The organism is Liquorilactobacillus sp., from assembly GCF_047719775.1.
Classification (GTDB): Bacteria; Bacillota; Bacilli; order Lactobacillales; family Lactobacillaceae; genus Liquorilactobacillus.
Window position 1 is genome coordinate 46,405 of the sequence record NZ_JBDNTS010000012.1, and the last position, 14,174, is coordinate 60,578.

Sequence of the window (14,174 nt, forward strand, 5' to 3'; positions counted from 1 at the left end):
CAATACATTCTTAATGCATCTAATCCTAAAACGCTACCTTGGAAAATCATTAAGCAGGTTTTTTACAAAAAAGTTATCAGTCACAAATTTCAAAAAAACACTATAACAGTAATATTTTCAAGAGAAATACTGATTTATGAATTAAAAATGAATTGATTATTTCTCAATACTATCATTTTTTTTACCAGAATCTTCTTCTTTGACAATTGGTAGCGATATTCTAAAAACCGAGCCTCTTTCAATTACACTCTCAACCGTGATTTGACCATGATATCCTTCAATTAACCTTTGAGCTATTGAGAGGCCTAGCCCATTCCCGCCTTTTCCACGGCTACGAGCCTTATCAACACGATAAAAACGATCAAAAACTTTCTCCATATTTTCCTTAGAAATACCCTCCCCAAAATCTTGAATAGCAATCTTCACATATCTTTGATCTCGTGATACTGAAAGATGTACTTCTTTGCGTTTCTTAGAATACTTTACTGCATTGTCCATTAAAATAATCAATACTTGTTCCAAATGGTTACGATATATTTTGACTGGTGTTCTACTCTTTAAATCATCGTCCAGCAAAAAAACAAAATCAGGCTTAATCATCTTAAAATTATTATAAACTTGCGAAACAATTTCACGAACATCCGCAACTTCTTTACCATATTGAATTTCAACTTGTTCTGCCCGCGACAAATCAAGCATCTCTTGAACTAGGCTTTTCATTCGATTGATTTCTTGGAGCGAAGCCGAAATCGATTCAGCTAAAACTGCTGGATCATCTTTTCCCCAACGATTCAATAATTCCATATGGCCTTGAACAATTGCAACGGGTGTCCTCAATTCATGAGAAACATCTTCAACAAACTGCTGTTGCTGCTCAATATATCTTTGCATTCGATCAAGCATATCGTTAAAAAGCTGACTTAAATCAGATAATTCGTCATTTCGTTTAATTGCTTCAATTGGGACTCTGATATCTGCAATTGGATCATCTTCATCTTCTTGATTAATCTTATCAATTGTATCGTTTATCAAATCAATCGGTCGTAATAGCCAAGCGGATAGAGCATATTCGAGCATTGCACTTGCTATAGCAGCTGTGATCCCAAAGATAAAGAATACAAGTCCTAGCTTTTCCCGTGCCTTATCATAATCCGTCAGACGATTAGTCACTTGGATATAACCAATTACTTTTTGTGTACTCTTTGCAACCACAGGTTTACGAATTATAAGGACATTAACACCCTTTATCTTTTGAACTTTAGTAATATTAATACTATTACTAATATCAAATTCAACTGGTAAAGATCTTGATGCAAAGACCTTTTCCCCATTCAGATTATAAATCCCGACACCAATATTTTTACGCGATAATGTAACAAATACAGAATCTGAATATAAACTTGCTGGTCGATTTTTTTCCTGTTTCACTGTAGAAATATTTGAACCCAACTCACGCTTAGCACTGCTATTTGTTAGCTCATTCTCTAAAGATGATAGTCGACTTTGTGCCACAGCTACAGCGTCACTCGCATACTGTCTTTCTTGCTGAAGCATTAAATTAGAAAAGCTCTGGAACAATAAGATTGCAAAAATCGCAAAAATAAGCAATACACCAACACTGGTGCCAATTGCCCATTTTAATTTAATTGAGAACCCCTTTTTTTCTTTTTTTCTGGTTCTAAATAAATTTTTTTTCTTTTTTTTCACGAACGCATCACGTACCCTGTGCCTCGAACAGTTTGAATATAGCTTTCTTCATCTGGCCGATCAATCTTATTACGCAGATAACGGATATAAACATCAACCACGTTTGTTTCAATTTGTGACTCGTATCCCCAAACCTTTTTCAACAAGACATCTCGGGCAAGAACAACATTAATGTTCTCCATTAGCGCCAAAAGCAACTCGTACTCTCTCTTAGTAAGTTCAATAATCTCATCACCACGACGGACTATTCGATTCTCCTTTTCAACTGTTAAGTCACGATATGTTACTTTAGTTTGCTTGGAAGCATTTTGTTCACTTTCAATGTCAATTCTGCGGAGCAAAGCGCGCAAACGTGCCAATAGCTCTTCAATCGCAAATGGCTTAACAATATAATCATCCGCCCCATGATCAAGCCCCGAAACTCTATCAATCACAGAGTCTCTAGCCGTCATCATAATGATTGGTGTATTTTTTGTTTGTCTAATACGACGGCAAACCTCAAGACCATTTAATTCTGGCAACATTAAATCAAGTAAAATTGCATCCCAATCACTCTCTAGTGCAGCATCCAACCCAGTCCGTCCGTTATAGTGGACCTCTGTCTCGTAGCCTTCATGTTGTAATTCAAGTTCTACAAACCTAGCAAGGTTTTTTTCATCTTCGATAATTAATATTCGATTCATATTTCACTCTCCTAGAAAATTAAATAACAATATTATAATTTTTCATCTAACGTTAATCTAACACAAAAGCAACAATTCCGCACTTTTTTGTCAACATTATTTTAAATAACGCACAAAAAATCGATAGATTTATTTAGAAATCTATCGTTTTTTGACTTTGACTGCATTACCCAATCCTATTATCTGTTACACAGCTTATTCTTCATGATACCATTCATAATGGAACATACCTTCTTTATCGGTTCTTTCATAAGTATGTGCCCCAAAATAGTCACGTTGTGCTTGCACGATATTAGCTGGTAAACTAGCCGATCTATACTGGTCAAAGTAAGTGATTGCTGCGGTAAAGGCAGGGACAGCAACACCAGCTTGAATTGCCAATGCTACAACGTCACGAACTGCTGCTTGATACTTATCAGTAATTTCCTTAAAATAAGGATCCAGCATTAAGTTGTTTAACTTGTCATTTGTTTTAAACGCATCTGTAATTTTTTGTAAGAATTGAGCACGAATAATGCATCCTTCTCGCCAAATCATCGCTAGCTCGCCATATTTAAGTTCCCAATCATAATGTTCTGAGGCAACTCGCATCTGTTCAAAGCCTTGCGCATAACTCATAATTTTACTAAAATATAAAGCCTCTCTGATTTTTTCAATCAGCGTCTTCTTATCAAGCTTCGCTGAATCAAAATCAGGTCCTTGCAAAACACTGCTAGCCGCAACGCGTTCGTCTTTTAAAGCAGAAATATAACGTGCATATACTGATTCAGTAATCAATGATTGTGGAACACCTAGTTCAAGTGCACTCTGTGAACTCCACTTACCCGTTCCTTTGTTACCAGCACGATCAAGAATAACGTCAACAATTGGTTTACCTGTTCCTAAATCGTCTTCGCGTGTCAAAATTTCTGCGGTAATAGACATTAGATAACTATCAAGCTCTCCATGGTTCCAATCATTAAAGATCTCGGCAATATCTTTGACCTCAAGACCGAGAACATTTCGCAATAGATTATAACTTTCTGAAATTAGCTCCATATCACCATATTCAATCCCATTGTGAACCATCTTCACATAATGGCCTGCCCCATTTGGACCGATATAGGTCACACATGGTGTTCCATCTTCAGCTTTAGCGGCAATTTTGTTTAGAATCGGTTCAACGAGCTTATATGCCTCTACTTGTCCACCAGGCATTAAAGAGGGACCTTCAAGTGCACCCTTTTCGCCACCCGAGACACCCATACCAATAAAATTAATTCCAGATTCATCCAATACAGCATTTCTACGTATTGTATCTTCAAAGAAAGTATTTCCACCATCAATTAATACATCGCCTTGACTCAGATGTGGCAGAAGTTGTTTGATCAAACCATCTGTCGGTGCTCCTGCTTTAACCATCATAATAATTCGTCTAGGAGTCTCAAGTGATGCAACAAAGTCCTCAACGTTGTAACTAGGGACAAGCTTCAAAGTAGGGTGATCAGCAACAACTTTTTCCGTCTTTGACCCAGTTCTATTGTAAATTGCAACATTATAACCACGGCTTTCAATATTCAAAGCCAAGTTCTTTCCCATTACAGCCATTCCAACTACACCAATTTGTGGTTTATTCATTATTAAACCTCCTACAAGTAATATTCTCTTCTTATGTTACCAAAAATGACTTAAAAGATAAAGACGTTGTCACATTTTAAAACTATTAATACAAAAAAGAATGTATAATAATGTATAATCCGGTTTAGTAACATTTAATTGCCAGCTTGAAAATATAAATATAAAGCGCACATGCTTTGAGTCATTTTGAGTTAGTTAAAAAAAGTTTTCCTTATGAATTTACCCAGAATTAATAAAGAGACCAGATCAAAATTCAACTTTTGTCCCAGTCTCTCCAATCAGTTTTATGAAGCTTGTTTGTCATCCAAAACAAGTTCTGGCAATTCTTTACCATCAACGCTTGCTTTATTAATTACTACTTGTGAAACATCAGTGCGACTTGGAATTTCAAACATTATATCTCTCATTGTATTCTCAACAATTGAACGTAACCCACGAGCTCCTGTATTACGCTCAATAGCTAAGCAGGATATTTCTTTAAGCGCATCCTTCTTGAACTTGAGTTTGACATTATCTAACTCCAGCAACCTGCTATATTGCTTAACTAATGCATTTTTCGGTTCCGTTAAAATTCTTACCAAATCTTCCTCTGTCAATTTCTCTAAAGCCGATAAGATTGGCAAGCGTCCAATAAACTCAGGGATCAATCCAAATTTCAACAAGTCTTCAGGAATAATTTGCTGCATTAGGCTTGTTTGATCATTATAGGCATTCTTTGAATCAACACCAAATCCAATCGTTTTATCACCTAAACGATTCTTCACCATTGTCTCAATGCCATCAAACGCACCACCAACGATAAATAATATATTCGTGGTATCAATCTGAATAAACTCTTGTTGCGGATGCTTACGTCCACCCTGAGGCGGAACATTAGCAATAGTTCCCTCAAGTATCTTGAGTAAAGCTTGCTGGACCCCTTCGCCTGAAACATCACGTGTTATTGATACATTCTCACTTTTTTTAGCAATTTTATCAATTTCGTCAATATAAATAATTCCACGTTCCGCACGTTCAACATCAAAATCAGCACTTTGAAGTAATTTTAGAAGAATATTCTCAACATCTTCTCCAACATATCCAGCTTCCGTTAAAGTCGTCGCATCTGCAATTGCAAACGGAACCTGTAATATTTTTGCTAAACTCTGTGCTAGAAAGGTCTTCCCTGATCCCGTTGGTCCTACTAAACAAATATTACTTTTTTGTAATTCTGTCTCGCTCTCCTCATCTTCAAGGGAAGTATTAACTCGCTTGTAATGGTTATAGACGGCAACTGCCAAAGTCTTCTTTGCTTGTTCCTGCCCGATAACATACTGATTCAAGACATCAACTATTTCACGTGGTTTAGGCACATCTGTGAGTTCTTCGGTTGCCTGATCTTTGAACTCTTCATCCATAATTTCTTTACATAAATCAATACATTCATTACAGATATAAACACCAGGTCCTGCAACAATCTTTTTTACCTGTTCCTGTGACTTACCACAAAAAGAACACATTACAGGCTCATTACTATCTGTATTTTCAAACATATTTAGCCCCCTAAAATTGCGACTTGCTTTTTTCTACAGGTCTCTAATCATTCAACAATTATATACGCACTGATAACTTTTGTCGACGACTTTATCTTTTCTAATTATTTTACACAAAAACGCTGTTGCCATCCATTCAACACAAGAGGAAGTTTGACATAAAAGCACCTTGCAAAACTTGGATAGGAAAGTCAAGTTTTGGAGGTGCTTTCTTACTAACATAGCATGTACTTTTACTATGAGTAATTCGAAGTTGGACAGAGAATTTTGACTTATGAACCATGTTTATTTGCAATAAATAGAGAGGGCTGAGTCAAAATTTAACTTTTAACCCAGCCTCCTCGCTAATCATATATAATTCGTAAGTGAATTACTTATTTTCTGTTTCTTTCTTTTCACGAGTTTGCTTAGCAGAATCAGTAATTTCTTCAACCACTTTGCGTACTGCAATATCATGTTTTAACAAATCATCCTTTAATGCTGAACGTACTGCAGTTTCTTCCATACCATACTGTTCTGCCAAACTCTTAATCTCTTTAGCAACTTCTTTATCACTAATATTGATATCTTCCTTGGCAACAATAGCTTCGAGTACTAAGTTAGTTTTTACACGTTTTTCAGAATCTTTTTCAAATTGTTTGTGCAAATCAGCTTCCGAAGTACCTGTAATTTGATAATACATTTCTGGTGTGATATTTTGTTGCTTCATACCTTCCATATACTGATCAATTTGGCGGTGAACATCTTCATCAATCATTTCTGCAGGAATATCACCAATCTTTGAATTCTTTACAGCGATATCAATAGCTTCACTCTGGATTAATGACTTTGCATCAGCAACTTTTTGTTCCTTCAATTCTTCTTTGATCTTAGCCTTTAATTCTTCCAAAGTATCAACTTCTTCGTCAACATCCTTAGCAAAATCATCGTCTAATTCAGGAAGCTGCTTAGCTTTGATTTCATGAATCTTAACATCAAAGACTGCTTCTTTACCTTGTAGATCTTCGGCTTGATAGTCTTCTGGGAATGTCACCGTGACAGTCACATCTTCACCTGACTTATGACCAACTAATTGCTCTTCAAACCCTGGAATAAATGAATTTGAACCTAGCTCAAGAGAATGGTTTTCTGCCTTACCACCATCAAAAGCTACTCCATCAACTTTACCTTCAAAATCTATAATGACAGTATCGCCTTTTTCAGCAGCTTCATCTTCTTTGAGTACAAGTTCAGCTTGTTGTTGACGCAACTCCTCTAACTTGGCTTCAATATCACCAACGAGCACACGTGTTGAATGTGATGTAACTTCAAGACCTTTATAGTCTCCTACTTCAACCTTAGGTTCTACCGAAACTACAGCAGTTAATACCCATGGCTGGCCCTTTTCCAAACTCTCAACATCAACATTTGGTTGACCAACTGGCTTGATTTTTATTTCATCAACCGCATTTGAATATGCATCTTGCAATAGGACATTCAGAGCATCTTGATAAAGTGCTTCTTCCCCATACATTCTGTTAAAAATTTGACGAGGAACTTTACCCTTCCGAAACCCTGGTACATTTAAATCCTTTTTAACACGATCGAAGGCTACATCTAAACCTTCTTTAATTTTATCTTGTGAAATTTCGAAAGTTAGTTTTCCTGTATTTTCACTTTGCTTTTCCCATTTTGCAGACATTATTTTCCCTCCGCACGAAAATTTTGTACAACTAATTTACTAATTGCATACTAAAACAGTGTACCTTAGTTACATCGAATTGTAAACAATTACACTAAAAAAAGCTTTACATAATATTTTGTTTTATTTTTAAATTATTTTTCTAAAAAAAAAACTCGGATTTTTCCGAGTTTTTCATAAAAATTAATCGTCAATCTCTGAAACAACACCAGCACCGACAGTACGGCCACCTTCACGAACTGTGAATTTAAGACCTTTTTCGATAGCAACTGGAGCAATCAATTCAACTGTAAATGTAACATTATCACCAGGCATAACCATCTCTACACCTTCTGGTAATTCAATAACACCTGTAACATCAGTTGTATGGAAGTAAAATTGAGGACGATAATTTGAGAAGAATGGAGTATGACGTCCGCCTTCTTCTTTACTCAAGATATAAACTTCACCCTTGAACTTTTTATGAGTCTTAATTGATCCAGGAGCAGCAAGAACTTGCCCACGTTCAACTTGCTCACGGTTAACACCACGAAGCAATGCACCAACATTGTCTCCGGCTTGGCCTTCATCAAGAGTTTTACGGAACATTTCAAGACCAGTAATTGTTGTCTTTAATGGTGCATCTCTCAATCCAACGATTTCAACTTCGTCACCAACTTTGACAACACCACGATCAATACGACCAGAAGCAACAGTACCACGACCTGTAATCGTGAATACATCTTCAACAGGCATCAAGAATGGCTTGTCTGTAGCACGAACTGGGGTTGGAATATATTCATCAACTATATCCATCAATTCTTCAATCTTAGCAACGGCATCTGCATCGCCTTCAAGTGCTTTAAGAGCTGAACCACGGACAACAGGAATATCATCACCAGGGAAATCATATTCGCTCAATAATTCGCGAACTTCCATCTCAACTAAGTCTAACAATTCTTCATCGTCAACCAAGTCACACTTGTTCAAGAAAACAACAAGATATTCAACACCAACCTGGCGTGCAAGCAAGATATGTTCACGTGTTTGTGGCATAGGACCATCTGTTGCAGCAACAACAAGGATAGCACCATCCATTTGAGCAGCACCAGTAATCATGTTCTTAACGTAATCAGCATGTCCTGGAGCATCAATATGAGCGTAATGACGCTTTTCTGTCTCGTATTCGATGTGAGCAGTATTGATTGTAATACCACGTTCACGCTCTTCTGGAGCTGCATCGATTGTTGCAAAATCCTGTTGTTCAGCCAAACCCTTGTCAGCCAAAACCTTTGAAATTGCAGCAGTTAAAGTTGTTTTCCCATGATCAACGTGTCCAATTGTACCGATGTTTACATGGGGTTTTGTTCTTTCGTAATGTTCTTTTGCCATTAATACGAACCTCCTGTAGTTTTGCAAGAAAAATCCGCAACAAATATTAGTTTGCTGATAATCCTTTAAGTTTTATTATACTACTTCCAAACAAAAATACCAACATTTTTAGTATCCTGCAAAGAAGAATTCTTAAGCTATTATATAGATACCCGTGTGATTTGTAAATAGCTATTCAAAAATAAGATTGTTTCATCTACATTTAATTTGCTAGCCACTCCATTCTACTAATAATTTTTCAAGCTTTCGTGCCAAGTTTTGATCTGCATCACTATAGTTCTGCATATTCTCTAGCATCAGCAATTCTTTTACTTTTCTGAAATTACCAATAAATTTTTCTTCAAATGGATATAATAAGCTCAATTTCAACTTAATTTCGTTCCATCTGAGCAAATCATTATTATCATTTTGCTCAGAAATTATTTGATATTTCAGAGCACTGAATAATTTTGTTTCCTCAAACACATGAAGCTCGCTAGGTTTAATTTGATATAATTTATCATCAACGAAGAGATATGGAGCTTCCCGGCTGTCCTCAACTTGTCTCAAATCATCCAGTATACTTACTTTGATAAACTGATGAACATTTTTATCACATAATATTTTGGGTGCTACCTCCCTAAAGTCAGCTAGAGGTAAACTGTAACTATCTTGTAATACTCTTCGCTGACGCATACGTGGGAATGACCCACAATAAAGCAAAGACTTTTTGAGCTCCAATGTCCTTTTCACATCAATTTTGCTTTCTTCATCTTTTATCAATTCAAAAAAATGTTTTTTTTCAGTAGTATTCATATATTTCCTAAAATGCGAGTACAATTTGTAAGTTCCAATGACATCTTCAGCCATCATTCCTGCTAAAATTAAAAGATCAAGTTTTTTATTATCAGACAAATATTCTGTCAAATATTCCTTACCCAGTCGCCTTGCTTCTTTAAAGTCGCCTTGTCCATAACATGCTTGAAATAAAAAAAAGTTTGTTCTAAAATTTTTTTTCTCCAAATAACACTCAGCCAATAGTTTCTGAGCTTTTTTATAATTTTTATTCTCTAAGAATTCCACTCCCTTAGAGAAAGCTCTTTGATATTCTTTATCATTCATATTAATTACCTCCTAAAACAAGGAAGGATACAAAAAGTTTCACTCACCGATGATTTTTTTAAATAAACGAGAGTGTGCCATAATTCGGGAAATTTGAGTACCAACTAGAAATTATGAACATAGTAAGAATTTTGACTTATGAAATACGTTTATTCATAATAATATAGAGAAGCTAGACCAAAATTTAACTTTTGACCCAGCCCCAAATTTCATTGATTCTGGATAAAGATATTCCATGAAAGACAGAACAAATAAAAAAGGCTGACCCAAACTTGTATTCTGGCACAGCCTTCTCCTATTTTCTTGCTACAACATCTATTTCTTTTTCGAAAAATGTCTGTGCTGATTGATTTCCATGATTACCGGTAAAATCACAGGATGTCGCTTTGTATGTTCATACAAGAAACGATTAAGCTGATCACGAACATCTTGTTTTAAATGGCCCCAATCAAATTCCTTGTTATCCAAATTCTTTTGCACAACCTCGGTAACAATACTAGCACTCTCCAAAATTAAATCACGACTTGTTTTAACATAAACAAATCCTCGTGATGTAATCTGTGGACTATCAACGATCTTTTTCTTTTTTCTATCAATTGTCACCACAGCAACAAAGACCCCATCTTCCGAGAGAATCTTGCGATCACGTAAAACGATATTTCCTATGTCACCAACACCGCTACCGTCAATCAAAGTGTCACCAACCTCAACTGAACTAGCTAGTAACAACTTGTCATGATCATATTCAATAACATCACCCTTAGATGTAATGAAAATCTCGTCTTTTGAAATACCAATTTCTTGCGCACACCTACTGTTGGCAGCTAATAAACGATACTCGCCTTGTACAGGAATAACATATTTTGGCTTAAGCAGATTCATCATCAATTGCAAATCATTGCGACTTGCATGACCAGATGAATTTAATTCGTCTGAAATGGCTTTAACATCTGCTCCCGCCCGATAAATCATATCTCTAGTTTTAGCAACCGCAGTCTCCATGGCATGTGAAGGTGTCGTTGTTATGAAAACCAAATCTCCTTCTTTCAGTGAAACATTTTTATGCTTCCCTAAAGCCATTTTTTGTAATGATTTTAACGGTTCACCAGAACGACCAGTTTCAAGAATTACCAGATTTTCATCTGGAATTTTCCCAATATCAGCCAGTGGTACCAATAATTCATCATTTGGAAGATGTAATTTTTCCAACCTCAAAGCAGTATTGATTATCTCTTCTGCATCGTGCCCAGTCAAAATAATTTTACGATTATTCTGTGCAGCTGCATCAAAAACCTGTTGTACTCGCATTATGTTTGAAGCAACACAAGCAACTACAATTCTGCCTTTACGGTACTCAAAATTTTCACTAATAAATTCAAAAATTTCATACTCTGCAACTGGTGCTTTGGGATTTTCGGCATTTGCAGAATCACTTAACAATGCCAAGACACCATTTTTGCCAATATCAGCAAGCCTTCCAAAATCCGTACGATAACCATTCGTTGCGGTTTGATCAAACTTAAAGTCACCAGTGTATACGATACTCCCCTTTGCTGTTTTTACAACTATCCCACAAGATTCTGGTATAGAATGTGTGGTCTTAAAAAAGGAGACCGTTGCATTCTCAAAATCAATTTCAGTCTGATCATTAACAATATGAAAATCATCAAACTTCCTTGTTTTTTCCTCATCATGTACCGTAATTTTTGCCAACTCAATCGTTAATTCAGTTCCAAAAACAGGTACATCAAACTCACTCAAGAAATATGGTAAAGCTCCAATCGCATCGGCATGTCCATGTGTCAAAAAAACACCAACGATTTTACTTGCATTTGCTCGCAAAAAACTAAAATCAGGAATAACAGTATCAATTCCCAACAACCCGTTCTCAGGATACTTCAATCCACAATCCAAAATAAATATCTCATCACCCACTTCAACAGCGTACATATTTTTCGCATTTTCACGTACACCACCAAGTGGAATGATTTTTATATCACTCATGCTTTCACCTCTCTTTTAAATATTTAATATTTTTATTAACTGCTTAAGCCGCTCTTCAGGTAATTCTAAAATTGGAAGTCTGCAACCACCTACATTGAGACCCTTATAATTGAGAATTGCCTTCACAGGGCTTGGTGATGGTGCACTAAAAACAGCTGCCATTTTAGGAGTTAATGCGCGCATTATCGCACCGGCTTCCTTATACTTTCCTTGTTCTACTAGTGCATACATTTCTTCAATCTCGCTACCGTAAATATGAGCAGCAACAGAAATAACACCATTAGCACCAACAGTCTTAGCTACCAATGCATCCGCATCCTCACCCGTATATGTCAAAAAATCATCAGGTGTTTCTGCCACAATCCGACTCAAATTAACACTTCCAGTACAATCCTTAATCCCAATAATATTTTTAACTTTTGCTAAGGTCGCAATTGTTTCTACTTTCATAGTAACACCTGTTCTACCAGGAATATTGTAGATGATTATTGGTAACAGGCTTGCGTTAGCAATCACTGTAAAATGAGCAATCATCCCTCTTTGATCAGGCTTGTTATAGTAAGGAACCACTACCAATGCTGCATCAACACCATTAATTTTAGCAACTTCATTTGTAAACTCTATTGTCTGCGCAGTATTGTTGGACCCCGTACCGGCAATTACAGGAACTCTCCCATCAACAAACTCTACCGTTTTCTTGATCAATTCAATTTTTTCAGACTTGGTCAATGTAGGCGCTTCGCCAGTTGTCCCTGAAACAAGAACTCCCTTTGTCCCTGAACTCAACAAATGATTAATCAGCTTCTCAAGTCGTTCGTAACTTACCTGCCCATCCTCATCAAAAGGTGTGACCATTGCTGTTATAATTTCAGCATTATCAAATTTCATTATTTCAACCCCTACTTAGTCTGGAACGCGCATCAAATCAAGTGCATGAAGCCGCTCTGCTATTTGTACAGAATTCCATGCAGCTCCCTTTAATAAGTTATCAGAAACACAGTATAAATGGAAAGAATTGGCTTGTTCCTTGTCAGCCCTGATTCTTCCAACAAATGTATCCTTTTTGCCCTCAGCATTAACAGCTTGCGGATAAATCTGATTTTGGGGATCATCTTCAAGGACAACCCCTGGTGCAATCTTTAAAATAGATTGCAATTTTGCCACGTCAGCCCCGCCTTTTTCTAGTTCGAACCACACTGATTCTGAATGGGCAACGGCAACTGGAACACGCACACAAGTTGCGGTTACTTGCAAGTTTTGATCTGACATAATCTTCTTTGTCTCATGAATCATCTTCCATTCTTCATGAGAATAACCGTCATCTTCAAAAACATCAATCTGTGCAAGTGGATTGAAAGCAATTTGATAATGTTTCTTGGCACCTGACACTGGCAATATCTGTGGTTCATATTCTTCACCGTTAAGAATTGCTTGTGTTTCATCATGTAGCTCTTGAATTGCACGATTACCAGCTCCAGAAACAGCTTGTAAAGTCGTAACAATCACTTTCTTGAGCCCGTAAACTTTCCGCAATGGTTCCAAAGCCACAACCATCTGAATTGTGGAACAATTAGGATTTGCAATTATTCCCTTGTGCCCATAAAGGGCTTTTTCATTAACTTCTGGTACAACCAATGGCACTCCGTCTTCCATCCGAAAGGCGCTCGTATTATCAACAACAACTGCTCCGCGTTTTACCGCTTCAGGTGCAAATTTTTTCGACACTCCACCACCTGCAGAAAAAAGAGCTAAGTTTATATTATTAAAAGAATCGGGAACAAGTTCTTCAACAACTACATCCTCATCCTTAAATTTTAAGACTTTTCCTGCTGACCGTTTTGAAGCCAAATATTTAACACTAGCAATTGGTAACTTTGATTCTTCCAGCATTTGAATCATTCGAGTGCCTACAGCACCTGTTGCACCCACAACAGCAACATTATATCCGTCCATACGAAAAACCTTCTTTTTTTCTTATTGAAACACAATTATAACATATTTAACGTAAAAATTGCGTTTTTAAAGAACATACTTGTATTTTATTTTTCATCATTTTATCATTTAATTACTATTTACCGTTAATAATTTTGCCTTTTTTATATAAAAAAAACCGGGTCAAAATTTAACTTTTGACCCAGCCTCAATTCATGAATTAACGACGCAAGCCTAAGCTCTTGATTAATTCACGGTAACGTTGAACATCATTTGCACGTAAGTATGCTAACAAGTTACGACGATGACCGATTTTCTTCATCAATCCACGCTGTGATGCATAATCTTTTTTATGTGAACGAATATGATCATTAAGTTCGTTGATATCAAATGTTAAAACGGCAATTTGAACTTCAGCAGAACCTGTGTCGCCTTCGTGACGAGCATATTTTTGCATAATCTCTGTTTTCTTTTCTTTTGAGACTGCCAAGTTGTTTCCCACCTTCCATAATTTAAGATACCACTATCCCGGAATAACGTTGGTGA

At 36.5% G+C, this 14,174-nt stretch carries 11 protein-coding genes; all 11 read right to left on the reverse strand.

Annotated features, from left to right (window positions below; all coding sequences use genetic code 11):
• Positions 1–156: 156 nt before the first annotated feature.
• The 11 genes from ABF682_RS07715 to rpsO all read right to left on the reverse strand — a co-directional run bounded on the left by ABF682_RS07715 (position 157) and on the right by rpsO (position 14,118).
• On the reverse strand, positions 157–1,707 hold the full coding sequence (locus ABF682_RS07715; RefSeq protein WP_289977281.1) for a HAMP domain-containing histidine kinase: 1,551 nt from the start codon (positions 1,705–1,707) through the stop codon (positions 157–159).
• Positions 1,704–2,390, reverse strand: a complete 687-nt coding sequence (locus ABF682_RS07720) for a response regulator transcription factor (protein WP_289977282.1) — start codon at positions 2,388–2,390, stop codon at positions 1,704–1,706. The genes ABF682_RS07715 and ABF682_RS07720 overlap by 4 nt, the downstream gene beginning before the upstream one ends.
• A 195-nt stretch (positions 2,391–2,585) precedes the next feature.
• Positions 2,586–4,007 (reverse strand): NADP-dependent phosphogluconate dehydrogenase, encoded by a 1,422-nt coding sequence (gene gndA, locus ABF682_RS07725; protein WP_289977284.1) that lies wholly within the window; start codon positions 4,005–4,007, stop codon positions 2,586–2,588.
• Positions 4,008–4,291: 284 nt separating this feature from the next.
• Positions 4,292–5,539 carry an ATP-dependent Clp protease ATP-binding subunit ClpX gene (gene clpX / locus ABF682_RS07730; protein WP_415619447.1) on the reverse strand — a complete coding sequence of 416 codons (1,248 nt, stop codon included), beginning with the start codon at positions 5,537–5,539 and terminating at the stop codon, positions 4,292–4,294.
• Between the two features lie 370 nt (positions 5,540–5,909).
• Positions 5,910–7,220 (reverse strand): trigger factor, encoded by a 1,311-nt coding sequence (gene tig, locus ABF682_RS07735; RefSeq protein ID WP_289977287.1) that lies wholly within the window; start codon positions 7,218–7,220, stop codon positions 5,910–5,912.
• A gap of 183 nt (positions 7,221–7,403) precedes the next feature.
• Positions 7,404–8,591: an elongation factor Tu gene (gene tuf / locus ABF682_RS07740; protein WP_289977289.1), complete on the reverse strand. Its 1,188-nt coding sequence runs from the start codon at positions 8,589–8,591 to the stop codon at positions 7,404–7,406.
• A 210-nt stretch (positions 8,592–8,801) separates the two neighbouring features.
• Positions 8,802–9,692, reverse strand: a complete 891-nt coding sequence (locus ABF682_RS07745; protein WP_415619448.1) for a hypothetical protein — start codon at positions 9,690–9,692, stop codon at positions 8,802–8,804.
• 315 nt (positions 9,693–10,007) lie between these two features.
• Positions 10,008–11,696, reverse strand: a complete 1,689-nt coding sequence (locus ABF682_RS07750) for a ribonuclease J (RefSeq protein ID WP_289977291.1) — start codon at positions 11,694–11,696, stop codon at positions 10,008–10,010.
• Between the two features lie 15 nt (positions 11,697–11,711).
• Positions 11,712–12,584, reverse strand: a complete 873-nt coding sequence (gene dapA, locus ABF682_RS07755) for a 4-hydroxy-tetrahydrodipicolinate synthase (protein WP_289977292.1) — start codon at positions 12,582–12,584, stop codon at positions 11,712–11,714.
• A 15-nt stretch (positions 12,585–12,599) separates the two neighbouring features.
• Complete coding sequence (locus ABF682_RS07760; protein ID WP_289977294.1) at positions 12,600–13,649, reverse strand: aspartate-semialdehyde dehydrogenase; 1,050 nt, start codon at positions 13,647–13,649, stop codon at positions 12,600–12,602.
• A gap of 199 nt (positions 13,650–13,848) precedes the next feature.
• Positions 13,849–14,118: a 30S ribosomal protein S15 gene (gene rpsO / locus ABF682_RS07765; RefSeq protein ID WP_289977296.1), complete on the reverse strand. Its 270-nt coding sequence runs from the start codon at positions 14,116–14,118 to the stop codon at positions 13,849–13,851.
• Positions 14,119–14,174: the final 56 nt, after the last annotated feature.

Excerpts from the sequence above, each read along its gene's own strand:
- ABF682_RS07720 (WP_289977282.1), bottom strand. The coding sequence starts at position 2,390 with ATGAATCGAATATTAATTATCGAAGATGAAAAAAACCTTGCTAGGTTT.
- gndA (WP_289977284.1), bottom strand. The coding sequence starts at position 4,007 with ATGAATAAACCACAAATTGGTGTAGTTGGAATGGCTGTAATGGGAAAG.
- clpX (WP_415619447.1), bottom strand. The coding sequence starts at position 5,539 with ATGTTTGAAAATACAGATAGTAATGAGCCTGTAATGTGTTCTTTTTGT.
- tig (WP_289977287.1), bottom strand. The coding sequence starts at position 7,220 with ATGTCTGCAAAATGGGAAAAGCAAAGTGAAAATACAGGAAAACTAACT.
- tuf (WP_289977289.1), bottom strand. The coding sequence starts at position 8,591 with ATGGCAAAAGAACATTACGAAAGAACAAAACCCCATGTAAACATCGGT.
- ABF682_RS07745 (WP_415619448.1), bottom strand. The coding sequence starts at position 9,692 with ATGAATGATAAAGAATATCAAAGAGCTTTCTCTAAGGGAGTGGAATTC.
- ABF682_RS07750 (WP_289977291.1), bottom strand. The coding sequence starts at position 11,696 with ATGAGTGATATAAAAATCATTCCACTTGGTGGTGTACGTGAAAATGCG.
- dapA (WP_289977292.1), bottom strand. The coding sequence starts at position 12,584 with ATGAAATTTGATAATGCTGAAATTATAACAGCAATGGTCACACCTTTT.
- ABF682_RS07760 (WP_289977294.1), bottom strand. The coding sequence starts at position 13,649 with ATGGACGGATATAATGTTGCTGTTGTGGGTGCAACAGGTGCTGTAGGC.